21 protein-coding genes are annotated in these 23,680 nt (G+C 55.3%); 12 read left to right on the top strand and 9 right to left on the bottom strand.

All coding sequences use genetic code 11. From position 1 onward, the window contains the following. The first annotated feature begins 5 nt into the window (after positions 1–5). Both DSM117340_RS14485 and DSM117340_RS14480 read left to right on the top strand, forming a co-directional pair. Positions 6–695 carry a DsbA family protein gene (locus DSM117340_RS14485; protein WP_089893283.1) on the top strand — a complete coding sequence of 230 codons (690 nt, stop codon included), beginning with the start codon at positions 6–8 and terminating at the stop codon, positions 693–695. Positions 696–698: 3 nt separating this feature from the next. Then, positions 699–1,811 (top strand): CaiB/BaiF CoA-transferase family protein, encoded by a 1,113-nt coding sequence (locus DSM117340_RS14480; RefSeq protein WP_089893281.1) that lies wholly within the window; start codon positions 699–701, stop codon positions 1,809–1,811. A gap of 88 nt (positions 1,812–1,899) precedes the next feature. Here the strand turns inward: DSM117340_RS14480 and lpxK are convergent, their stop codons facing one another. Together lpxK and DSM117340_RS14470 are read right to left on the bottom strand one after the other, a co-directional pair. After that, positions 1,900–2,871: a tetraacyldisaccharide 4'-kinase gene (gene lpxK, locus DSM117340_RS14475; RefSeq protein WP_271437280.1), complete on the bottom strand. Its 972-nt coding sequence runs from the start codon at positions 2,869–2,871 to the stop codon at positions 1,900–1,902. Further along, positions 2,871–4,082 carry a glycosyltransferase N-terminal domain-containing protein gene (locus DSM117340_RS14470; RefSeq protein WP_089893272.1) on the bottom strand — a complete coding sequence of 404 codons (1,212 nt, stop codon included), beginning with the start codon at positions 4,080–4,082 and terminating at the stop codon, positions 2,871–2,873. Before DSM117340_RS14470 ends, lpxK begins: the two co-directional genes overlap by 1 nt. Positions 4,083–4,246: 164 nt before the next feature. Here DSM117340_RS14470 and DSM117340_RS14465 point away from each other — a divergent pair, with 164 nt between their 5' ends. Further along, entirely contained in the window at positions 4,247–4,984 is a 738-nt protein-coding gene (locus tag DSM117340_RS14465) for a glutamine amidotransferase (RefSeq protein WP_089893269.1), read from the top strand. A gap of 83 nt (positions 4,985–5,067) precedes the next feature. Next, complete coding sequence (locus DSM117340_RS14460; protein ID WP_089893266.1) at positions 5,068–6,420, top strand: aminotransferase class III-fold pyridoxal phosphate-dependent enzyme; 1,353 nt, start codon at positions 5,068–5,070, stop codon at positions 6,418–6,420. A gap of 89 nt (positions 6,421–6,509) precedes the next feature. Here the strand turns inward: DSM117340_RS14460 and DSM117340_RS14455 are convergent, their stop codons facing one another. Genes DSM117340_RS14455 through DSM117340_RS14435 form a run of 5 tightly spaced genes read right to left on the bottom strand, consistent with a single transcriptional unit; the run spans position 6,510 to position 11,809 of the window. Next, a complete protein-coding gene (locus DSM117340_RS14455) occupies positions 6,510–7,829 on the bottom strand; it encodes an FAD-dependent oxidoreductase (RefSeq protein WP_089893262.1) in 1,320 nt (439 codons plus the stop codon). Further along, complete coding sequence (locus DSM117340_RS14450) at positions 7,829–8,650, bottom strand: ABC transporter permease subunit (RefSeq protein ID WP_089893259.1); 822 nt, start codon at positions 8,648–8,650, stop codon at positions 7,829–7,831. The genes DSM117340_RS14455 and DSM117340_RS14450 overlap by 1 nt, the downstream gene beginning before the upstream one ends. Continuing rightward, positions 8,647–9,537 carry an ABC transporter permease subunit gene (locus DSM117340_RS14445; RefSeq protein ID WP_089893256.1) on the bottom strand — a complete coding sequence of 297 codons (891 nt, stop codon included), beginning with the start codon at positions 9,535–9,537 and terminating at the stop codon, positions 8,647–8,649. Before DSM117340_RS14445 ends, DSM117340_RS14450 begins: the two co-directional genes overlap by 4 nt. Before the next feature lie 3 nt (positions 9,538–9,540). Beyond that, complete coding sequence (locus DSM117340_RS14440) at positions 9,541–10,665, bottom strand: ABC transporter ATP-binding protein (protein WP_089893252.1); 1,125 nt, start codon at positions 10,663–10,665, stop codon at positions 9,541–9,543. 58 nt (positions 10,666–10,723) lie between these two features. Beyond that, on the bottom strand, positions 10,724–11,809 hold the full coding sequence (locus DSM117340_RS14435) for a polyamine ABC transporter substrate-binding protein (RefSeq protein ID WP_089893249.1): 1,086 nt from the start codon (positions 11,807–11,809) through the stop codon (positions 10,724–10,726). Between the two features lie 192 nt (positions 11,810–12,001). Between DSM117340_RS14435 and DSM117340_RS14430 the strand changes: the two genes are divergently transcribed. Both DSM117340_RS14430 and DSM117340_RS14425 read left to right on the top strand, forming a co-directional pair. Continuing rightward, entirely contained in the window at positions 12,002–12,658 is a 657-nt protein-coding gene (locus DSM117340_RS14430) for a GntR family transcriptional regulator (RefSeq protein WP_177170705.1), read from the top strand. A 77-nt stretch (positions 12,659–12,735) separates the two neighbouring features. Beyond that, positions 12,736–14,130 carry an aspartate aminotransferase family protein gene (locus DSM117340_RS14425; protein WP_089893243.1) on the top strand — a complete coding sequence of 465 codons (1,395 nt, stop codon included), beginning with the start codon at positions 12,736–12,738 and terminating at the stop codon, positions 14,128–14,130. 228 nt (positions 14,131–14,358) lie between these two features. Here DSM117340_RS14425 and argE read toward each other — a convergent pair whose 3' ends face one another. Together argE and DSM117340_RS14415 are read right to left on the bottom strand one after the other, a co-directional pair. Continuing rightward, on the bottom strand, positions 14,359–15,519 hold the full coding sequence (gene argE / locus DSM117340_RS14420; RefSeq protein WP_089893240.1) for an acetylornithine deacetylase: 1,161 nt from the start codon (positions 15,517–15,519) through the stop codon (positions 14,359–14,361). Beyond that, on the bottom strand, positions 15,516–16,700 hold the full coding sequence (locus DSM117340_RS14415; protein WP_089893237.1) for a M24 family metallopeptidase: 1,185 nt from the start codon (positions 16,698–16,700) through the stop codon (positions 15,516–15,518). Before DSM117340_RS14415 ends, argE begins: the two co-directional genes overlap by 4 nt. Before the next feature lie 348 nt (positions 16,701–17,048). Between DSM117340_RS14415 and DSM117340_RS14410 the strand changes: the two genes are divergently transcribed. The 6 genes from DSM117340_RS14410 to cobO all read left to right on the top strand — a co-directional run bounded on the left by DSM117340_RS14410 (position 17,049) and on the right by cobO (position 23,673). Continuing rightward, positions 17,049–18,149, top strand: a complete 1,101-nt coding sequence (locus tag DSM117340_RS14410) for an ABC transporter ATP-binding protein (protein WP_089893233.1) — start codon at positions 17,049–17,051, stop codon at positions 18,147–18,149. 117 nt (positions 18,150–18,266) lie between these two features. Beyond that, positions 18,267–19,370 (top strand): extracellular solute-binding protein, encoded by a 1,104-nt coding sequence (locus DSM117340_RS14405; RefSeq protein WP_354689748.1) that lies wholly within the window; start codon positions 18,267–18,269, stop codon positions 19,368–19,370. Between the two features lie 138 nt (positions 19,371–19,508). Then, entirely contained in the window at positions 19,509–20,780 is a 1,272-nt protein-coding gene (locus DSM117340_RS14400) for an ABC transporter permease (protein ID WP_089893225.1), read from the top strand. A 5-nt stretch (positions 20,781–20,785) separates the two neighbouring features. Further along, complete coding sequence (locus DSM117340_RS14395) at positions 20,786–21,997, top strand: ABC transporter permease (protein WP_354689747.1); 1,212 nt, start codon at positions 20,786–20,788, stop codon at positions 21,995–21,997. Positions 21,998–22,001: 4 nt separating this feature from the next. Further along, positions 22,002–22,772 carry an SDR family NAD(P)-dependent oxidoreductase gene (locus DSM117340_RS14390; protein ID WP_354689746.1) on the top strand — a complete coding sequence of 257 codons (771 nt, stop codon included), beginning with the start codon at positions 22,002–22,004 and terminating at the stop codon, positions 22,770–22,772. A gap of 301 nt (positions 22,773–23,073) precedes the next feature. Beyond that, on the top strand, positions 23,074–23,673 hold the full coding sequence (gene cobO, locus DSM117340_RS14385; RefSeq protein WP_273498161.1) for a cob(I)yrinic acid a,c-diamide adenosyltransferase: 600 nt from the start codon (positions 23,074–23,076) through the stop codon (positions 23,671–23,673). The last annotated feature ends 7 nt before the right edge of the window (positions 23,674–23,680 follow it).

The following is a 23,680-nucleotide window of genomic DNA, read 5'->3' as shown; positions in this document are numbered from 1 at the left end:
TTTTTATGAACCGCAACATTCTTATTATTGCACTGGTTGCAATCCTTGGCGGTGGTGCCGCCTTCTTCGCGATGAGCGGCGGTGGCGCCAAGCAAGTCGAAGTCGCGCCGCAAGCTCAAGCCGAGGCAGAGACGGAAACTGTAGCGGAAACGAGTGACGCTGCGGTGTCCGAGATCACTGAAATGACCTTGGGCAACCCAGACGCGCCTGTGAAGGTTGTCGAGTATGCGTCGTTTACGTGCTCGCATTGTGGAGCTTTTCACCGCGAGGGCTTCAAGGAGCTGAAGGCGAACTACATCGATACAGGCAAGGTCCACTTTACCTACCGCGAGGTATATTTTGACCGTGCTGCGCTCTGGGCGTCTATGGTTGCGCGTTGCGGCGGGGAAGAGAAGTTCTTCGGGATCACGGACCTGATTTATAAAGGCCAGCGCGACTGGATGGGCGGCGGTGATCCTGTGCAAATGGCAGACGGCCTGCGCAAAATAGCGCGTGTTGCCGGCCTGTCGTCAGACACGATTGACGCCTGCCTTGAGGATCAGGACAAGGCGCAAAGTCTGATTTCTTGGTATCAGGCGAATGTTGAAGCTGACGGGATTGACTCGACACCATCATTTATCATTGGTCAGGATCGTGTGGCGGGCAACAACTACGCCAAGCTACGTGAAGTGATCGACGCGCAGCTCGGTAACTGAGTTATGAGCGCACCTCTGGAAGGACTCAAGGTCATTGAGCTCGCGCGGATTTTGGCGGGGCCTTGGGCAGGGCAAACGCTTGCAGACCTTGGTGCAGATGTCATCAAGGTTGAAGCGCCTCAAGGCGACGACACACGTCAGTGGGGGCCTCCATTTGTGGAGCGTGACGAGGATAAATCGGCCTCGTATTTCCACTCCTGTAATCGTGGGAAGTCGAGCGTTGTAATCGACTTTCGCACGCCTGAGGGGCAGGCGCAGGTGCGTGAGCTTGTGAAGGATGCGGACATCCTGATCGAGAATTTCAAGCTTGGAGGCTTGGCCAAATATGGGCTCGACTATGCAAGCCTTGCCGAGGTCAATCCGCGGCTGATCTATTGCTCGATCACGGGCTTTGGCCAAACGGGTCCTTATGCGCACCGCGCGGGATATGACTATATTATTCAGGGCATGTCCGGGCTTATGTCGATCACGGGCGAGCCGGATGGGCAGCCACAACGCGCGGGTGTTGCGATCACCGATGTGTTTACAGGAGTCTATTCTGTTGCTGGTGTTCTTGCAGCACTCTATCAGCGCGAACGGACGGGACGGGGACAACATCTTGATATGGCTTTGCTGGATGTGGCGGTCTCTGTGACGGCCAATCAAGGGCTTAATTATTTGACCACGGGCACACCCCCCGGCCGGACAGGCAATTATCACCCAAACCTTACGCCTTATCAGGTTTTTGATTGTGCCGATGGGCATATCATTATCGCGACGGGCAATGACGGGCAGTATCGCCGACTCTGCGATCTCTTGGATCTCGGCTGGATGAAAGAGCACGCAGACTATTTGACCAACGCGGACCGAGTTGAAAATAGGCCCGCGATGATTGCGTTATTGATGGCCGAGACTGCCAAGCGGACCAAGGCAGAGCTTCTTGCGGGCTGTGAGGCAGAGGGAATCCCTGCTGGGCCGATCAATGACATGGCGGAGGTCTTTGATGATCCACATGTGAAGGCACGTGGGATGCAGATAGAGCTTGATGGTGTCCCGAGTGTTCGCTCGCCATTTGTTTTTTCAGATGCGGAACTCGCTTTGAAACGCCCCTCACCAAAGCTGGGAGAGGATGGGTAAGCTGCTTCGAATTGTGCTGAGTACAACCCAACCAAAGCGAGGGGCCCGCCCCTCGCGCTCCGCGGGATATTTTTAGAAAGAGGAAGGGCTAGGGACGCAGTTGCTCTAGCAAACTCTTGAGTGCAGATGCGTTTGTGACCTTTAGGCGCACTGGCAGGGTCAGCACCTCCTGTCGGAAGGCTTGGGGCAGGCGGACGGCATCTTTTTCTGTGGTGACGAGGCGGGCGTTGTGGCGTTTGGCGTCGGCGCTCAGGCGGTTCATAAGGGCTGATGTAAGGGGCTGGTGATCGGCCAGAGCCTCCGCGTGAATGATCTCGACCCCGAGGTGTTTTAAGGTCGTGAAGAATTTCTCTGGATGGCCGATTCCTGCAAAGGCAAGAACGCGGGTTCCTGCCCAGTCCATACCCATTGGAAGGGGTTCGAGGGCGGCATGAAAACGGGGGGGAGACTCCCGGGTGACGAAGATTGCTTGCTCGGACTCTGAGCCGATTGTGATGAGGGCGTCGGCGCGGGCGAGACCTATTTCTTCTGGTTCGCGAAGAGGCCCTGCAGGAATGCAGCGCCCGTTGCCAAAGCCGCGCTTGGCATCAACAACCACAAAGGAAAGGTCTTTGTGAACGGAAGGATCCTGAAAACCGTCGTCAAAGAGGATGACGCTTGCGCCTTCTTGCTCGGCACGCTCAGCGCCCTGGAGGCGTGATTTGGAGACCACGACAGAGCAGAAGGCAGCAAGCAAAAGCGGCTCGTCGCCGACATCGGAGGCGGTGTGGCTGCGTGGATCGACCAAGACAGGCCCTTGGAGAGCACCGCCATAGCCGCGCGAGACAACAACCGGGGTATGCCCGAGTGCCTGAAGCTCTTGAACAAGGTAAATGACCGTCGGAGTTTTTCCTGTTCCACCTGCGTTTATATTGCCCACGCATATCACGGGCGTTTCCAGATTTACCGTCTCTGCGCGCGCCACTCTGCGCGCTGTGCCAAGCGCATAAAGAGCCCCTAGAGGGGCAAGGAGCACCGACTGCCAGCTGCGTGGGCGGAACCAGAAGCGGGGCGTTTGCATCAGCTTTCCTCCAGATGATCTAGGGCGTCATGCACCAGCGACGTGATGCGATCTGTGACATCTGCACCTTCAGTGGCAATTTCCCAAGCCGCCATGGCCATTTGAGCGGCTCGGTCAGGAGCGGAAAGCTGACTGACGGCAGCTGTGAGTGTATCTACATCGCGCACAATACGCGCGCCGCCTGCTGCAGCAAAGCGGGAATAGCTTTCAAGATATTTGCCGACATTCGGACCATAAAGGATCGCTGAGCCAAGGTTGGCTGCGGCGTAGGGATTGTGGCCACCGTGGCCTGGCACAAGGGATGCGCCCATAAAGCTCACAGGAGACACGCGAAACCATAGGCCCAACTCAAACGGATCTTCTGCCAAGAGGACTTGAGCTGTTTCATCGCTTAGCCCGTCTGTCTCGGGCCAGATGGTGTAGCGCAGCTGGTGTTGCTCTAAGGCGTCTTTGAAGGCTTCATATTCATTCTCGTCATCGGGCACGAGGATCAGCAAGAGCCTATGAGCTGCTCGGCTGGCTTTGAAATGTGCAGGTAGGATAATGTCGAGCTCCTCTGCACGCACGCAAGCGGCCAGCCACGAGGGGCGTGAGTTAAGTGCGGCGGAGAGATCGTTCAGGTCCGTTTCGTTGCATGGCAGAGTTGGGATGCCTTGCTGCATCCGTCCTGCGACAAAGATATCATCCGCTTCTACGCCCATTTTGCGCAGAGCTGTTTCAGCTTCGCTGTCGCGGGCGAGAAAAGTCGAAAATAGTCTGAGCGCGCGGCGCTGTGACAGACCTTGTCCTCGCCAGACATTGGTCTGAAACCCTTCGGCATGGGCATCGAGCAGAAAAAGAGGGATGCCGCGTTTGTCAGCCTCCTGCGCGAGAGCTGGGTTAATCCAGCCGCCAGCCCAAAGGCAAAGGCGCGGTGCGTATTGGGTAAAGAACGCAGTGATGCTGTTTCCTTCACGAGGGATCACGGCTGTGTTGATCGACGCATCGAGACTATCAGGAATGGAGAGGCTGCCATCTGTCGTTATCAGGCAGGTTAGATCTGGGCGCTCTAAAGCAATGCTGCGGCGCAGCTGGGCAAAGGCTGGCACATGTGCAGGCTCTGTGGCGTGACACCAAAGATCGACCGTGAGTGCCTTGCCAATCTTATTTTTGGGCGAGGAACCGCCAGAATGACGGGGGCGCGCCATGAGACCTGATAGAAGAGGTTTCATAGCTTATTGGCCTCGCGCTTGTGCGCAGTGGCGCTTGTATTCTGCGACTATGAGACAGCGCTGTGCTATTTTAAGCCCCTTTGCGTGTTGCGCCTGACCAACCTAAGGGATTGCATTTTGGGGTCAAGGCGATGCAAGTGAGCCATAGCAAAAGGATATGGCCCATGAAACCCTTTCTGATCTTGCAACTGCGTCCAGAGGCAGAGGCGGCAGACAATGAGTTTGCTGCGATTTGCGCCAAAGGAGGGCTTGGGCCTGAAGATGTGTGTCGCGTGCGGTTGGATTGTGAAGATTTGCCTGACGCATTGAATTTGAGTGACTATTCAGGTGTGATTGTTGGGGGTGGGCCCGGATGTGTAAGTGACGCACCCGAGGAAAAAACCGCTATTGAAGCTAAGATCGAGCGTGACGTTCTATCGTTGATGCCAGCGATTACAGAGTGCGACTTTCCGTTTATGGGATGTTGCTATGGGATCGGAGTTTTGGGTCATCATCTGGCGCAGAACGTCAGTAAGGAGCGGTATGGCGAGCCTGTGGGCACTGCAGATTGTCGACTGACTGAAGCAGGGCGCGCTGACCCGCTTTGTCATGGGTTGCCAGAGCGGTTTGAAGCTTTTGTGGGCCATAAGGAAGCGCTGCAAAGCTTGCCGGAGGGATGTGTGCATCTTGTTGAGGCGCCAAGCTGTCCATTCCAGATGATCCGATATGGGCAGAATGTTTATGCGACGCAGTTTCACCCCGAGGCAGATGCGGCTGAGTTTGAAGCGCGGATCAATATCTATAAGCATAAGGGGTATTTTGCACCAGAAGAGGCCGAAAGCCTGATTGCAATGTGCCATGCGGCGAGCGTGACGGTTCCTGAGCATATCTTGAGGGCGTTTGTAGAGCGCTACAGGACGTAATCGCGCTGGACAGAATCGGGCGGCATGCTAGATTTGATCAAATTCTTGTAGAGCCCAGCTTTAATAGCCCGATGGAGAGCGCGATGAAAGACGACAACTTCCTCAAAGAGAACAATGCACGCCATATGTGGCATCCGATGGGCGCGCCGGGCGACAGCCTTGAGCATCCGCCGACGATTATTAAAAGTGCTCACGGTGTGAAGATCACCGATCTGGACGGAGCGGAAGTTGTGGACGCTGTGGGCGGGCTTTGGTGTGTCAATCTGGGCTACTCAAACGATGTGGTGAAAGACGCTATCGCCAAGCAGCTATATGAGCTGCCTTACTATTCGGCCTTTGCGGGCACTTCCAACCCCACAGCAATCGAGGCGTCTTATGCCGTGCGCGAGTTCTTTAAGGACGATGGAATGGGGCGCGTCTTCTTTACATCGGGCGGCTCTGACTCTGTGGAGACATGCTTGCGCCTTGCACGGCAGTATCACCGCATCAAAGGGGAGCCGACGCGCACCAAGTTTCTCAGCCTCAAGAAAGGCTATCACGGTACGCATTTTGGCGGCGCGAGTGTGAATGGGAACAATCGCTTCCGTATTGCTTATGAGCCGCTTCTGCCTGGCTGCTTCCATCTGCCTAGCCCCTATACCTACCGCAATCCGTTTAACGAGACGGACCCAGCTGTTCTGGCGCAACTCATTGCACAGGCGATGGAAGACGAGATCAACTTCCAGGGTGCCAACACGATTGCGGCGTTTATCATGGAGCCGATACAGGGTGCGGGTGGTGTTATTGTTCCGCATGAAAGCCTGATGCCGCTTCTGCGCGAGATTTGCACACGACATGGTATCCTAATGATCTCTGACGAGGTGATCACGGGCTTTGGGCGAACAGGCCACTGGAGTGGTGCGCGGCACTGGGGTGTACAGCCTGACATGATGAGTACGGCGAAGGGGATTACTTCAGGATATTTCCCTGTCGGCGCAGCGTTGATGAGCGAGGCTGTGGCGGATGTGTTTGAGAAAGATACCAAGGGCGAGGCCGGAATTTTCCACGGTTATACCTATTCTGCGCATCCTGTTGGCGCGGCGGCTGTGACGGCAACGCTGAGCGAGACATTGCGTTTGGACACGAAAACAAACGCGGCGGCACGCGGCACGCAGCTCTATCAAGGTGCACTCAAGCTGGCGGAAAAATACGATATCATCGGCGATGTGCGCGGCGGTCACGGGCTTATGACGGGGATCGAAATCGTGTCTGACAAGGCTAGCAAAGCGGCGATGGATATGCCGACGATGAAGCGTATCCACAAGGCGGCCTATGATGCGGGGGCGATGGTCCGTCTGGGGGGGAACAACATCTTGATGTCACCGCCCCTGACGATCTCTGAAGCTGAGATTGACACTGTGTTGAGCGCGCTTGATGTGGGCTTTGGCTCTGTGTGAGGAATTGCGCCGCGCCTTTGGCGCGTCGCGGTAGGCGAGAGGGCTTTGCCCTCTCGCGCTCTCCCAAGATATTTTTGGAAAGAAAAAGACTAGAGATCTTTGAGAGCTGCGCCTGCGTAGATACCATACATCAGGGCGCGGCGGGCAGGTCCAAGAGGGAAGCGCTTGGGCGGCTGCAGCATAAGTTTTGGGGTCTGCAGTTTTCGTGCGCCTAAGACTTGGTCGGCGAGAAGCGCGCCTGTGTAGCTCCCCATAGCGACACCGTTCCCGTGATAGGCAAACCCTGCGTAAGCGCCGGGCATCTCGGGAATAGGGCCTGCGAAGGGTGTGAGGCCTGTGGAAAGGCAGACCATTCCAGACCAGTAAAAGGGTGTTTCTACCTCTGCCCAAGCGGGGAACATGGCTTCGAAATCGGCGCGGATTTTGCGTTTGTTGCGGGTCTCGGCGCTCTTGGAGGACATAAGGCCACCACGCATTCCGAAGAGGAAGCGGCGGTTTGGCATCAGACGAAAGTAGTGCAGCAGTGTGCGGCTGTCGTAGGCGGCTTGATCGGAGGACCAGCCGCTGGCGATCTCTGTATCGGTCAGCTCGCGTGTTACGAGCACTGAAGATTGCGCTGGCATATAGCGCGCTGCCATCCATGTAGGGACGTCCTCGGAGGAATAGCCGTTGGTCGCGATGATGAGCTGCTCTGCGGCAAGCGTGCCTTGAGGGGTTTTGAGGCTGTAGGCCTGTGCACGGTCAATTTTGCTGACAGGGCTTTGACCAAAGATTTTTACCCCTGCAGTCTCTGCGGCCTTGAGGAGACCAGCGAGGTATTTACGTGGGTTCAGGCCAAAGCCAACCGGTGTTGTGATGGCACTGTGAAAGTGGCCCGACATGCCGAGGGCGGGGAGCTCCTGCTTGCTGTGAAGCGTGGGTGTGACACCGTAGTTTTCCTCGATCGCGCGGGCGTCATCATCAAACTGGATACTGGCTTTATGAGCGAGTTGGGTTTCCCCATTGCTGTGCGTGTCGGCCTCGATCTGGTGTCTTTCAAGTTGTGTTGCGACATGTCGAACCGCATCTGCTTCAGCTCGGCGATAGGCAAGCCGTGCGGGTTTTCCATGTTTGCGGTCGAGCATCTTATCGCTCGCTTTTGCGCCACCGAGGCAGCAGAAGCCCCCATTGCGTCCAGACGCGCCCCAGCCGGGAAATCCTGCGTCAAGAACTGTGACTGAGATACCCTGCTCGGCCAACGCAAGAGCGGCGGAAAGTCCCGTGAAGCCCGCGCCAATAACAGCGACATCAGCTGTCTGGGCGCCTGTCAGTTGGGGGCGCTTGAGGGCTTCATCACTGACCGTTTGGGACCAATAGCTTTTTGCCGTACGGTCGTCTGAGTAGGCGTGATCAGAGAATATACGCCGCATCAGTCTGCGGCCCTTTCGGCTGCCCGCTCCTCGCGCTGCTGGCGCACTGTGGCGCGTTTTGACATAAGCGATGCTGTTATAACGCCGACTGTAACGATGCTGATCATGATGGTTGAAAGGGCGTTGATCTCGGGTGAGACGCCGAGGCGCACAGCAGAGAAAATCTTGATCGGGAGAGTTGTGGCCGAGGGGCCTGCTGTGAAGGAGGCGATCACGAGATCATCGAGAGACAATGTAAAGGCAAGAAGCCAGCCCGAGATCACCGCAGGGGCGATAATTGGAAGGGTGACAAGGCGGAAGGCCTCAAAAGGCGAGCAACCCAGATCAAGCGCCGCCTCTTCGAGGGAGCGGTCAAAACTTACAAGGCGTGATGAGACGACGACAGAGACGTAGCACATTGAGAACGTCGTGTGCGCCAGCACGATTGTCAGAACGCCGCGGTCGAGGCCTATGCCGATGAAGAGCAAAAGAAGCGAAAGGCCTGTGATGACTTCGGGCATAACGAGCGGCGCGTAGATCATCCCAGAGAAGAGCGTGCGCCCTTTGAAGCGACCACCGCGCACAAGGACATAGGCTGCCATTGTTCCGAGGATCGATGCGATTGTGGAACTCATCACTGCGACTTTGACAGTGACCCATGCGGCATCAAGGAAGGCTTCGTTCTGGAAAAGCTCACCATACCATTTGGTCGAGAAACCAGCCCAGACTGTCACGAGCTTGGACTCGTTGAAGCTGTAGATGACCAAGATCAGCATTGGTAGATAGAGAAAGGCGAGGCCGAAGCTAAGCGATGTTGCGTTGAACCAAGTGAAGCGTCTCATTCTTCAGCCTCCCGTTGCTTCTGCTCGTTGCGCTGAAATAGCACGATCGGAATGATTAGAATGAGCAACAGGATCACTGCAACAGCGGAGGCGACGGGCCAATCCCGGTTTGAGAAGAACTCTTCAAAGAGGACTTTACCGATCATCAGGGTTTGTGACCCTCCGAGCAGTGATGGGATAACAAACTCGCCAAGCGCGGGAATGAAGACAAGGAAACAGCCGGCAATGATGCCCTGTTTTGACAGCGGTACTGTCACGAGCCAAAACGCGGTGAGGCGCGAACAGCCAAGGTCTTCTGCGGCTTCAAGAAGAGACGAGTCTAGTTTTTCCAAAGCGGCGTAGATCGGCAGGATCATGAAGGGCAAGTATGTATAGACGATGCCAATATAGACGGCTGTGTTGGTGTTCAGGATTGTGAGCGGTTCGGAGATAACGCCTGTCCAGATGAGAAACTGGTTCAGGAAGCCCTCGTTGGAGAGGATACCCATCCAAGCATAAACGCGGATCAGGAATGATGTCCAAAAGGGCAGGATTACCAGCATCATCAGTGTTGGGCGCCACTCGTCGGGGGATTGTGCCATTGCATAGGCGATTGGATATCCCACAAGGAGTGTAAGCACTGTCGAGATTGCGGCGATTTGCAAGCTTGAGAGGTAGGCCTTCCAGTAAAGGTCATCGGTTGTGAGGAACGTGAAATTCTCAAAATCGAGACCCGCGAAGAATGCTCGGATACCGGCCCAACCTGAAGAAAAATCAAGCGTAGGTGTGTAGGGCGGAATGGCCAGTGCTGTATCTGACAGACTGATCTTAAAGACGATCACAAAGGGCACGAGGAAGAGCACCAGGAGCCAGACATATGGAACGGCAATCAGAGTAAAGCGGCGCATACTCTAGCCCTCCAGCACGATGGCGGCTGTGTCAGTCCAGCTGAGCCAGACGGTGTCTTCCCAAGTGAAGCTACGGCGCTCAAGGCGTGTGGTGTTGGCGGTTTGTGCTTTGATCATGTGGCCCCCCTCGATTTCGACATGATAGGTCGAGAGGTTCCCGAGATAGGCGATATCTATAATTTTACCCTTGATTGCGTTTGTCACTTTTGCGGGCTTTGCCGCAGTGATCGAAACTTTCTCGGGGCGGATGGCCAATGCGCATTTGGAGCTTTCGCCAAGATCACTGGTTGTCTTGGCGTGAAGGGGCGCCTTGCCCTCTGCATAGGCTATGTCGTAGCCATCGCCAGCGCGTGTGGCATGGCCGTTGAGAATATTCACATCACCGATGAAGTCGGCCACATAAACAGAGTTTGGGCGCTCATAGATATCGGCAGGTGTTGCGACCTGAATGATTTCGCCTTCGTCCATCACGGCAACGCGTGAGGCGACGGTCATTGCCTCTTCTTGATCGTGTGTCACGATGACAAAGGTTGTTCCCGTCTTTTCCTGAATATCCATCAGTTCAAACTGGGTATCCTGACGCAGTTTTTTGTCGAGCGCGCCGAGCGGCTCATCTAGAAGTAAAAGCTTGGGCGCTTTGGCGAGAGAGCGGGCGAGGGCCACGCGCTGACGTTGGCCGCCAGAAATTTGGTGGGGCTTTCGCTTGGCAAATTTGGTGAGCCGGGTGAGGCGGAGCATCTCTTCAACGCGCGCATCTATCTCGGGCTTAGGTTTGCCTTCGCGCTTCAGGCCGAAAGCAATGTTCTCTGCGACCGACAGGTGTGGGAAAAGCGCATAGGACTGGAACATCATGTTCACGGCGCGCTTGTTCGGGGGCACGCCTGCCATGTCTTGTCCTGCAATCAGGATCTGGCCTTCTGTCGGTGTTTCAAAGCCGCCGAGCATGCGCATCATTGTGGTCTTGCCGCAGCCTGACGGGCCGAGGAGCGCAAAGAATTCTTTTGCGTAAATATCTTGTGTGAGGTTGTCGATGGCGACGAAATCACCAAAGCGCTTGGTGACATTTTTGAATTGAATCAACGGTTTTTCGTTTGCGTCGAGCCAAGGTGCGAAAACTGTCTGTGCCATGCGTATCCCCCGAAGTTTAAGAAGCCCGCAAACCGTAGTTTGCGGGCTGAGTTCAGGCTTATGTACCTGATTTGATTTTTGTCCAGAGCCGTGTGACGACACGCTGAACTTTTGCGTCATAAGGAGAGGTTGTGTAGAGCTTCTCCAGCGTTTCCGCATCAGGGTAAATTGCTGTATCGCCGATGACGTCTTCTTCCAGCATAGGCTGTGAAGCCAAGTTGCCGTTCGCGTAATAGACATAGTTTGAAGCTGCGGCCATGTTCTCGGCATTCATGATAAAGTCGAGGAACTTGTGCGCGCCGTCTACGTTTGGTGCGTCAACAGGGATCGCCATTTGGTCAAACCACATGAGCGCGCCCTCTTTGGGAGCGTTGTAGGCGATTTCAACACCATTCTCTGCTTCCGCTGCGCGATCACGGGCCTGAAGGATATCGCCAGACCAGCCAAAGGCAACGCAGATATCGCCGTTGGCGAGCGCGTTGATATATTCAGAGCTGTGGAACTTCTGCACATATGGTGCAATCGCGGACAGCACAGCTTCGGTCTTGCCGATCACGTCAGGGTCTTGGCTGTCGGGGTCTTCGCCGATGTAGGCCAAAGCCGCTGGGATCATCTCTGCTGGAGCGTCAAGGAAGTGCACGCCGCATGACGCGAGCTTTTCCATGTTGGCAGGGTTAAGCACCAGATCGAGAGAGCCAACAGGCGCATCATCACCGAGAACTTCTTTAACTTTGTTGACGTTCACGCCAAGGCCTGTTGTGCCCCACATATAGTTAATGGAGTACGCATTATCAGGGTCATATTTGGCTGTGCGGGCTTCGATTGCGTCCCACATATTGCCCTTGTTTGTGAACTTGGACGTGTCAAGCTTTTGGAATGCGCCAGCAGTGATCTGGCGCTGCAGGAATGTACCTGATGGCACAACCACATCATAGCCAGAGCCACCTGCGAGGAGCTTTGTCTCGAGAACTTCGTTTGAGTCGAACACGTCGTAGATAAGCTTGATGCCAGTCTCTTCTTCGAACTTGGCAAGCAGTTCTTCATCGATATAGTCCGACCAGTTATAGACGCGCACTTCTTCGGCCGAGGCCATGCCTGCGACGAGTGCGAGTGAGGCTACTGCTGAGAGCAGATACGTTTTCATATTTGGTTTCTCCCTGTTTGCGAGGTCATTCCCCTTGACGAAATATTTGATCAAGTTTTGACTGTCTTGGCAACATTTCAATTAAGATGCCTGCACGATGCGCAGAAAAATGCAAGAGATTCGGAAGGATAGTTCATGACGCAAGACCCCGCGACCTCGGCCAGTTTGGTGAGTTTTGCCGCCTACCCCACCATGTTATCTCCGGAGTTGCCAGCACATGAAAAAGTCTATCGCGAGATGCGAGATTTGCTTTTGTTTGGTGAGCTGGCCCCAGGCCAAGCGGTGACAATTCAGGGAATCTGTGAGACGCTTGGCGCAGGGATGACACCTGTCAGAGAAGCAATACGCCGCCTGACTGCCGAAGGGGCCCTCGAATTCTTGGGAAACAGGCGTGTTGTCGTGCCAGTGTTGACTGTCGGGCATGTGAATGAGCTAATTTTTGCACGGCAGGCGATTGAGCCTCAACTGACAATTAGAGCAACCGAGCGGGCAACGGATGCGGACATCGCGGAGCTGACCTTGATCGATGAAGCGCTAGATGTCGCGATCGCGCAGGGCGACGTGAGAAATTATCTTGAACAGAACTACCGGTTCCATGCGCGGCTCTACTCGATGGCGGATGCGCCTATTCTTTCAGCACTCGCAGACGGTCTTTGGTTACGTTTTGGGCCAAGTTTGCGTGTGGTTTGTGGGCGCGTTGGGACAGAAAACCTCCCCGACCAGCATCATGAGGCGCTGAGCGCGATGCGTGCGGGCGATACGCAGGCGGCGGCCAAGGCCATGCGAGAAGATGTGATACAAGGTATGGAGCAAGTGCGCCGCGCGCTTGCCGAGACCACAAGAGATTGACAGAAAATAATTTGATCATATTCTGGCGGGGATGAATTTGATAGCGCAGGCGCCGCCAGCGCTGATGGGAGTTTGATATGACACAGATCACCAACCACATGCCGACAGAAGAGCTGCAACGCCTAGACGCGGCGCATCACATGCATCCTTTTACCACAAACGACGATCTTGAGAAAAAGGGCGCACGGGTGATCACACGTGCGAAGGGCGTGACGCTTACGGACAGTGAGGGCAACGAGATCCTTGATGCGATGGCGGGGTTGTGGTGTGTGAATATCGGTTATGGCCGTGACGAACTCGCTGAAGTTTCCAGCCGCCAGATGCGCGAGCTGCCATATTACAACACGTTTTTCCAAACGACTCACGTTCCTGCAATTGCTTTGGCGGAGCGCTTGGCCGAGCTGACGCCCTATGATTTGAACCACGTTTTCTTTGCCAATTCGGGTTCTGAAGCAAACGATACAAACATCCGTATTGTGCGAACTTATTGGCAAGAAAAGGGCCAGCCCGAGAAGACTGTGATCATCTCACGCAAGAACGCGTACCACGGCTCGTCCGTTGCATCGTCTGCTTTGGGTGGCATGTCAGGGATGCACGCGCAGAGCGGTATGATTCCTGATATTCATCACATTGATCAGCCGAACTGGTGGGCCGAGGGTGGTGATATGAGCCCCGAAGACTTTGGTCTTGAGCGCGCCCAGCAGCTTGAGAAAGCGATCCTTGAATTGGGTGAACATAAAGTCGCGGCGTTTATCGGCGAGCCGGTGCAGGGCGCGGGTGGTGTGATCATTCCTCCGTCGACGTATTGGCCAGAAATCCAGCGTATCTGTGACAAGTACGGTATCCTTCTGATTGCAGATGAGGTGATCTGCGGATTTGGCCGCACGGGCAACTGGTTTGGCTCGCAAACGATGGGGATCAAGCCCGATATTATGACGGTAGCAAAAGGGCTTAGCTCAGGGTACGCGCCGATTTCGGCGAGTATTGTGAACGACAAAGTTGCGGCTGTTTTGGGGGCCTGTGAGTTCAACCATGGCTATACATATTCGGGCCATCCTGTGGCCTGTGCTGTGGCGCTGGAGAACTTGCGGATTCTTGACGAGGAGGGAATCGTGAGCCACGCTGCGCAGGAGCTGGCGCCTTATCTCAAAGAGAAATTCGAAAGCCTTGGCGACCATCCGATGGTCGGCGAAGTTAAGGTTGTGGGGATGATGGGATCACTGGCTTTGACGCCTGACAAGACCACCCGAGCGAAGTTTGCTGCGGATGTGGGGACTGTTGGTTTTATGGTGCGGGAGCGCTGTTTTGCCAACAACCTTATTATGCGCCATGTCGGAGATCGTATGGTGATCAGCCCACCTTTGGTGATCACGAAAGCCGAGATTGACACGCTGATTGTGCGGGCGCGGAAGGCTCTGGATGAGGGCTATGAGAACGTGAAAGCGGCTGGCCTTTTCAAGGCGATGAGCTAGGAATTTCGCCTGTTGGCGCAGGCGTGTGGGGGCTCTGCCCCCACACGCCTGCGATCTTGCTGGAAAGAAAAAGCAGGAATGTTGAGGTGCGTACAGCAGGGTTAACGCCTTGTCGTTGGTGCAAAACTGGGGGGGGTGATATGCGTTCACAACCCGTGCACATAGCGTGCACCGCCTGAAACAGGGTTTTGTTAATACAAAATTACCTAATGCAGCGTGCGCTGGCCTTTAGGCCGTGAGCTTTTTGCTGAGACCTTGGAGCATGGTGAGACACGCCTGAAGTTGATCAGGTGCTATGAACTCGTCTGGCTTGTGAGCTTGTTCGATGCTGCCGGGCCCGCAGACCACTGCGGACATACCGAGCGACTGGAATAGGCCTGCTTCTGTGCCGAAAGCCACCACATCGACACCATTGCCGCCTGTCAGCGCGGCGCAGAGATCGCGGGCTTCGTTGTCTTCCATTGGCATGAGGCCAGCCACCTCCCCCATGGTTTCGACTTCGATATGTGCTGCTGGATGAACCGCGCGCATGGCAGGAAGCAAAACATCGTTTGTATAGGCATCGAGCTCTGCGTGAACGAAATCATAATCTGTGTCCTGAACGGGGCGGAACTCCCATTCGACTTCGGCTTTGCCGACGATGACATTATGGGCCACGCCGCCCGCGATGCGGCCTATGTTGACGGTGGTGTAGGGCGGCTCAAAGCGGCTGCCTTTGGGCGCGCGTGCCATAAGATCGTGGCGCAACTCCATGAGCTTGGTGACATAGCGCACCGCATATTCGGCCGCGTTGACACCGCGTGCGGGCTGGCTGCCGTGGCCCTCAAGCCCCGTGAAGCGCGTGGTGTATTCGCAGCAGCCTTTGTGCCCTTCGATGATGCGCATTTCTGTGGGTTCGCCAATGATGGCGATCGCGGGCTTGAGGCCTTGGGCTTTCAGTTCCTCGACCAGTGCTTGCGCGCCGATGCAGCCTGTTTCTTCGTCATGTGTGAAGGCGAAGTGGACAGGGCGGGTGAGATCAAGCGTAGCGTAGTCTTCTGCCATAGCAAGCGTCGCCGCAATGAAGCCTTTCATGTCACATGTGCCACGCCCAAAGAGGAGGCCGTCTCGGTGTGCGAGCGTGAAGGGGTCAGATGTCCAGTCTTGCTCGGCAACGGGGACAACATCGGAGTGACCCGAGAGCACAATGCCGCCGTCGCCTTCGGGGCCCAATGTGGCGAAGAGATTGGCCTTGGTTCCGCAGGGCGACGTAAAGGTATTCACCCGCGCACCGAGCTGACCGAGATGATCGGCCATAAAGGCGATCATCTCCAGATTGCTGTCAGGCGATATGGTTGGAAAGGCGATGAGCTTTTCCAGTATCTCGACGGTGCGGGCGAGTGTGCTCATGGTTTGACGAACATCTTGCGGGGGCGATCACAGAGCGCTTCGGCGGGGCCCTCATCTTTGATCAGGATCGTTTCTGTGATCTCCATGCCCCAGTCGTCCATCCAGAGGCCTGGCATGAAGTGGAAGGTCATGCCTGGCTCAAGCACGGTTTCGTCCTCGGGGCGCAAGGAGATTGTGCGCTCGCCCCAGTCGGGCGGGTAGCTCAGGCCGATGGGGTAGCCGCAGCGCGCGCCACGTTCGATCCCTGCGGCCTCGAGCGGGGCGGCGAGGGCATTGGCGATATCGCAGGCGCGGTTGCCCGCGCGGGCTTTATCAAGGCCGGCTTCTAGACCTTCGACAAGGGCGGCCTCGGCGCGCTTGAGGAAATCGCTGGGCTCGCCAAGGAAGATCGTGCGGCAGAAGGGAGCGTGGTAGCGGCGGTAGCAGCCAGAAATTTCAAAGAAGGTCGCCTCATTTTTTTGGAAGGGGCGGCCATCCCATGTGAGGTGCGGTGCGGCGGCGTCAGAGCCTGACGGCAGGAGTGGTACGATGGCAGCATAATCGCCCCAGTGGCCATCGGCGCCGAGGATCAGATCGCGCTGAAGATCGGCGACGACCTCGTTTTTGGGAATGCCGACTTCGACGCGTTCAAGGAGGCCATCGACGACCTTTTCGCTTATCTTGGCAGCGCGGCGCATGAAGACGAGCTCTTCTTCGGACTTCACGGTGCGTTGCCAATTGACCAATGCTGTGGCGTCAAGGAACTGCGCGTTGGGCAGCTCTGTCAGTAGGGTCTGAAAGGCTTTGGCAGAGAAGTAGTAATTGTCCATTTCGACGCCGATGCGGACATCTTCTTTTCCGATAGATTTGATGCGCTCCGCAAGGTCTTGCATCGGGTGGCGTGTGGTGGATTGGACGAAGTGGTCGGCGTAGCCGTGGATGTGGCTGTCTTCCATCCAGACGGTGCGGATGGCGCCATTGGCATCTTGGCGGCGGCCCCACCAATGAGGTGCGCTGTCATGCGTGATGATTACGCCTTGATGGACATAAAACGACCAGCCGTCATAGCCTGTGAGCCAAGCCATGTTTGAGGGGTCTTGCACATAGAGCAGGTCGATGCCTGCGGCTTCCATGGCCTGCCGTGTCTTGGTGAGGCGGGCGGCGTATTCGACTTCGGAAAAAGGCGTTCTCTGAAAATTCATGTGCTTGGCTCGGTTTGTTTTGATTTGTCTTATGAGGTCCAGAAGCTGTGCTTTGGTCTAGCCAGTAAAGCGCCGCGATTGGGCGGTTTGCGACATTTGGAGGATTGATTCTCCGTTTGTTTACAAGTGAAGCTTGCTGCAGGTGCGAAATAATCTTGCGAAAATTCACAGACATAAAAAATTTTCTGGCGCAAAAATGAACTTTTTGTGCGTTTTCTGACTTTAAATTGATCAGAGAGGGTCCATAAAAAAATACTTGGTTATACTGTTGCATGATACCTCTTACCTGAGGTTAGATGCGAGACGATAAGTGGTTCAAGCCACAGGAAAACGACGGGGAGCCGATTTTTGGCCAACACGCATAATGAAGATGCGTTCGTAGCGTTCGAACGTGTTCAGAAAAGTTACGACGGCGAGACGCTTGTCGTAAAAGACCTTAACCTGACATTGCCCAAAGGCGAGTTTCTGACAATGCTTGGGCCGTCAGGCTCTGGCAAGACGACTTGCCTTATGATGTTGGCTGGCTTTGAAACCGCCACACACGGCGAGATCAAGATTGATGGAGTGAGCATTAACAATATCCCACCGCACAAGCGCGGTATCGGGATGGTGTTTCAGAATTACGCCCTCTTCCCACACATGACGATCGCTGAGAACCTCGCGTTTCCGCTTGAGGTTCGCAAGATTGGCAAATCGGACCGCGAAGCCAAGGTCAAACGCGCCTTGGATATGGTCGAGATGGGCAGCTTTGGCGGACGGCGTCCTGCTCAGCTTTCGGGCGGCCAGCAACAGCGCGTTGCTCTGGCGCGCGCACTGGTGTTTGAGCCTGAGCTCGTACTCATGGACGAACCACTCGGCGCACTTGACAAGCAGCTTCGGGAGAAGATGCAATTTGAGATTACACACCTTGCCCACAACCTCGGCATCACGACTGTTTATGTGACCCACGACCAGACAGAAGCGCTGACAATGTCAGACCGTGTCGCTGTGTTTGACGATGGTCGCATCCAGCAGATTGCGCCGCCGGCAGAGCTTTATGAAAACCCACAGAACAGCTTTGTGGCGCAGTTCATCGGCGAGAATAATACGCTGCATGGTGTTGTGAAAAAGATCAGTGGCAACGCGTGCGTTGTGCAGCTTGATAGCGGCGAAGAGATCGATGCGATGCCTGTCAATGTGAGCAAGGTTGGCGACCGCACGACTGTTTCTATCCGTCCAGAGCGTGTCGAGTTTGACAAAACGCGCTTGAAGAAGGGCGCGCACACGCTGAAGGCCGAAGTGCTCGAATTCATTTACATGGGTGACATCTTCCGCACGCGTCTGCGTGTGGCTGGAAACGACGAGTTCATCATCAAATCACGCAACGCGCCTGACCAGGTGCGTCTGCAACCAGGACAGCAGATCGAGATCGGTTGGCTGCCAGAAGATTGCCGCGCGCTTGACGCGTAAGGCAGCATGAGAATATCGCGCGTGCCGTTTGCGGCGCGTGTTGATTGTATGTGGTTTGACTGAAAGCCCAAAAGGCCAAATCACTTAAGTTTACAAGGGCAACAACGGGAGAATGAAATGAAATTCACCAAGACACTTATGGCGACAACAGCACTCACAATGGTTGCTGGCGTTTCCGGTGCGGCGGATATGGCTGACGAAATGACCATCGTGTCATGGGGCGGCGCTTACACCGACTCGCAAATGAACGCTTATCACAAGCCTTACATGGAAAAGACTGGCGTCAACATCATCAGCGATGACAGCTCAGCCGAAGCCGTAGCCAAGCTGCGCGCCATGAACGAAGCCAACAACATCACATGGGATGTGGTTGACGTTGTTGCGTCTGACGCGATGCGCCTTTGCGACGAAGGCCTCGCCATGGAAATCGACTTCGACAACATGCTCGCGCCTGCGCCTGATGGAACATCTGCAACAGAAGACTTCGGCGACCTTTTGGTCAGCGATTGCTTCATCCCGCAGATCGTTTATTCAACAACATTCGGCTACCGCACAGACCTCGTTGGTGACACGGCTCCAACAACTGTTTGTGACGTCTTTGATCTGGAAGCTTTCCCAGGCAAGCGTTCGCTTCAGAAGCGCCCAATCGACAACATGGAATGGGCTCTCTACTGTGACGGCGTTGCAAAGGACGACATTTATGAAGTCCTCGGCACAGACGAAGGCGTAGAGAAGGCACTTGCCAAGCTCGACACCATCAAATCAAGCGTTGTCTGGTGGACAGCGGGCGCGGAAACACCACAGCTTCTCGCCGATGGCGAAGTTGTTATGGGCTCCACGTTCAACGGCCGTCTCTTCTCAGCTATTGCCGAGCAGAACCAGCCGATTGGTATGCTCTGGGATATGCAGTCATTCGACCTTGACGGTTGGATCATCCCAGCGGGTCTTTCGCCCGAGCGTCAGGCACGTGCTCTGGACTATGTATTCTTTGCGACAGACACACAGCGCCTTGCAGACCAAGCGAAATACATTTCGTACGGCCCTGCGCGTAAATCGTCAGCGCCTCTCGTAGGCAAGCACGAAGCACTGGGTATCGACATGGCGCCACACATGCCAACAGACCCAGCGAACGCGGCAAACGTCCACATCTATAACTACAACTGGTGGGCAGACAACCGTGACGATCTTGACGCGAAATTCCAAGCTTGGCTTGCGAAATAAGCGATGACTTTGAGGGGGGCCTTTTGGGCCTCCCTCTTCCTTGCGTTTTGTATGTGGCTCTGAGCGAGCCTTATTCAAAACGCATGAGGCGAAAAGACCTTAAACGCGACCAACGACCGAGACGAAACGGGGACGATTATGAGCGACACGAAGACAAACGGGCCAGTGCTGGCCGCAGACGGCACGCCGCTCAAGAAGAGCTTGGCGCGCGCGCTGAGGGTTGAAAAAACCCGCGCACTCATGCTGATTGCGCCGCTGCTTATTTTTGTGCTGATCTCTTTCATCATCCCGATTGTTTCGATGCTGTTCCGCTCTGTGGACAACCGTATCGTTGATGAGACAATGCCCTACACTGTGGCAGCGCTGAAAAATTGGGATGCGTCTCAGGGCGAGTTGCCTGATGAGGCGGTTTACGCCGCTCTTGCGCGCGATATGAAGGCGGCCGCTGCTGAGAAATCTCACACGCGGATTGGTGGACGACTGAACTACGAAGAGAGCGGTTTCTCATCGCTGTTTCGGAAGACCGGGCGTGTCGCGAAGAAGTTTGATCTTGAAAATGGCGGGCCGTTTAAAGAGCTCTTGATCGACACACACAAAGACTGGGGCAAAGTCGAGACTTGGAAGACGATGCAGACTCATTCTGTAAAGTTCACCAATGGCTACTTTCTCAATGCTGTCGATATGAAGCGCACGCCTGATGGCGCGCAAGTGCAAGACGAAGACAAGCGGGTTCTGCTGAAGCTGTTTGGGCGGACGATGTGGATGTCTCTTGTGATCACCTCACTGTGTGTCTTGCTTGGGTATCCCGTGGCATGGATTTTGGCTAATTTGCCAGCGCGTCAAGCGAACCTCCTGATGATCCTTGTCCTTTTGCCATTCTGGACTTCGCTTCTTGTGCGGACCTCGGCTTGGAAAGTGATGTTGCAACAGCAAGGTGTCATTAACGACGTCTTGGTCTGGCTTGGCTTTCTGGCGGATGATGACAGGCTTATCATTATCAACAACGCGACCGGCACGATCATTGCGATGACGCACATCCTGCTGCCGTTCATGATCTTGCCGATGTATTCGGTGATGCAGACGATCCAGCCAACCTATTTGCGCGCGGCCAAGAGCCTTGGCGCAACCAACTGGACGGCGTTTTGGCGGGTCTATTTCCCGCAGTCTATTCCGGGGATCGGTGCGGGCTCTATTCTCGTGTTTATCTTGGCGATTGGTTACTACATCACGCCTGAGATCGTTGGCGGCAACAAAGGCGTCTTTATCTCCAACCGGATCGCCTACCACATTTCGACATCGCTCAACTGGGGGCTCGCAGCTGCACTTGGCTCGATCCTGCTTGGAGCGGTACTCATTCTCTACTGGGCCTACGATAAGATCGTTGGCATCGACAACGTGAAACTGGGGTAAAGACCATGGCAGCACTCACTCCTATTTCTCGCAAACCATTCTGGCTTGTTGCAATGATCACTGGCGGCTTTGGTGCGTTCTTCGGGCTCTTTTTGGGCACGGCGAACGGCTCAGGCCCTATCGGTGTTGTGGTTGGCGCGACGCTGATGATTGCGCTGGCGTTTGTCTATATCACCATCCTGAAAAACGAACGCATCGGGCGTGGCATAACGTTTGTTGCGGGCGGCGTCTTGGGCTTTGCGGGGGGGGGTATTCCTCTGGCTGTGATCGGCGGTATTCTTGGCGCAGTCGCGGGTTGGCTCATCTACTGGGCTTATGAAGGGCGCTACCGTTCATACATCGCACCCTATCTGACTTGGTATCAGGTGCTGTGGTATTTCGGCTTCCGCATGATCTGTGCTGTGATCTTCATTTTCCTGATCACACCCATCCTTGTGGTTCTGCCCCTGTCGTTCAATGCGCAGAACTTCTTTACCTTCACACCAGAGATGCTTCGGTTTGATCCTGCAGGATACTCACTCAAGCACTACCAAGACTTTTTCACCAACAACGAATGGCAGCGCAGCTTTAAGAACTCACTGATCATCGCGCCGATTGCGACTGTGATTTCTGTGACGCTGGGCACGCTGGCGGCGATTGGCTTGAGCCAGTCTCATGTGCCGGGTCGACGCGCAATTATGGCGATTATGATTTCGCCGATGATTGTTCCGCTTATCATCTCGGCGACGGGTATGTTCTTTTTCTACAGCCAGATCGGAAACTGGATGGAAGGCTCGCTTGGGCTCGATAAGAACCTTGTTGGCTATATCAAAGTGATCCTTGCGCATGCTGTTTTGGGCATTCCTTTTGTGATCATCACCGTCACCGCGACGCTTGTGGGCTTTGACCGTTCGCTGACGCGCGCGGCGGCGAATATGGGTGCGGACCCTGTGACAACATTCTTCCGCGTGCAGATGCCGCTGATTTTGCCAGGCGTAATCTCGGGCGGCCTGTTTGCCTTCATCACCAGCTTTGACGAAGTCGTTGTTGTGCTGTTTGTTGGCTCAGCGAGCCAGAAGACGCTTCCTTGGCAGATGTTCACGGGGCTGCGTGAGCAGATCAGTCCGACGATCCTTGCTGTGGCGACGATTTTGGTTGTGATCTCGATTGCGCTTCTGACGACATTGGAAGTTCTGCGCCGCCGTTCAGAGCGTCTGCGCGGTATGTCGCCCAGCTAAGACAATGCTGATTGCAGGCAAGATTGCTGTTGTCACGGGTGCGGCCAAGGGAATTGGCGCAGCATTGGTGAGAGAGCTTAAAGACAGAGGGGCGGTCCATGTGGCCGCCCTTGATCTGTCTGAGGGGGTTCGATCTCTGGGGGCGGACAGCAGCTATATTTGCGATGTTTCAGACCGAGAAGCGATCCGCGATACGATTGAGCAGATCGAGGCTCATGCGGGGCCGATTGACCTCTTTTGCTCAAATGCTGGCATATTGGGTGCGCTGAATTTTGACAACGCGGCGGGCGCTGATGCCCTAGAGTGGCAGCGCGCATGGGATGTTAATGTGATGGCCCATGTGCATGCGGCCGCTGTGCTTGTTCCGCTGATGCGCGCGCGGGGTGGCGGGCACTTCCTTCAGACCGCTTCGGCGGCAGGACTTTTGAGCCAGATCGGGAGTGCGGCTTATTCTACAACCAAACACGCGGCGATCGGCTTTGCCGAAAATCTTGCGATTGCGCATCGTGATGACGGAATACGGGTCTCGGTTCTCTGCCCACAGGGAGTCGATACGGATATGATCAGAGGCGCGGCGGACCATCCTGCTGCGCTTGATGGGGTCTTGAGTGCAGAAGCTGTGGCGAAGGCAGCGCTCGACGGAGTCGAGGCCGAGCGTTTTCTGATTCTACCGCATCCAAAAGTAGACGCTTATTTGCGTGCAAAGGTGATGGATTATGACCGTTGGATTGGCGGGATGGCCAAGCTCCAGCGCGGCTATCAGAGCACTAATTGAGCGTCGCGACAGACACCCTTGGCGGCCCCGAGAGGCTGGCAACGGGTTCTGGCAGAGCTGAGAGCAGCGTTCCAGCAAGAGCGCTCCCCGCTAAGGCAAGGCCAAGCGCAGAGAACAGGCGGATGCGTCGCGTATGCAAACTGTGTGTCTCCCTATTGAGCGGTGTTAGGCGCTAAGCGTGACAGGCAAGTCTGACCAAAGCGTGCCGAGACTGTGATTTTACGATGAAATTTTGAACCGATTGGACTGGAAACTCACTGCGGTTTCTGTGTTGGTGTGGCAACGATTGAAGGGAGAGAAAATGTCAGAGGCAGAGAATTATCGCGCGCAGATGAAAGCGGTTCAGGCGGCGCATCAGGAGAAACAGAAAGAGTTGAGAGACCCTGAAAAGGGGCTTGTTCTTGTTCATACAGGCGATGGCAAGGGCAAGAGCAGCTCAGCTTTCGGAGTGATCACCCGTGCGCTGGGCTGGAAGCAACGGGTTGGCGTCGTGCAGTTTGTTAAAGGGAAATGGATTACTGGCGAGAAGCAATTCTTTGACCGACTTGGCGGCGTGGACTGGCATATGATGGGTGAGGGCTTCACTTGGGACAGTCAGGACCGCGCACGCGATATCGCTGCGGCTGAAGCGGCACTCAACCAAGCACGCCAAATGATGGAGAGTGGAGAGTATGATCTGATCGTCTTGGACGAGATCAATATTTCTCTTCGTTACGACCAAATCGCTGTTGAGCCAGTGATTGCGGCGCTAGAGGCGCGCAGCCCGAAGACTGGTGTGATCCTGACGGGACGGAACGCACCACAGGAGATTGTGGACTACGCTGATCTGGTGACTGTGATGGAGGAGGTAAAGCACCCCTACAAAGCGGGCATCAAGGCGCAACGCGGGGTCGACTTTTAGGGATCGA

Origin of the sequence: Lentibacter algarum, from assembly GCF_040580765.1 — a bacterium.
GTDB lineage: Bacteria > Pseudomonadota > Alphaproteobacteria > Rhodobacterales > Rhodobacteraceae > Lentibacter > Lentibacter algarum.
This window is presented reverse-complemented; position numbering and strand designations above follow the sequence as displayed.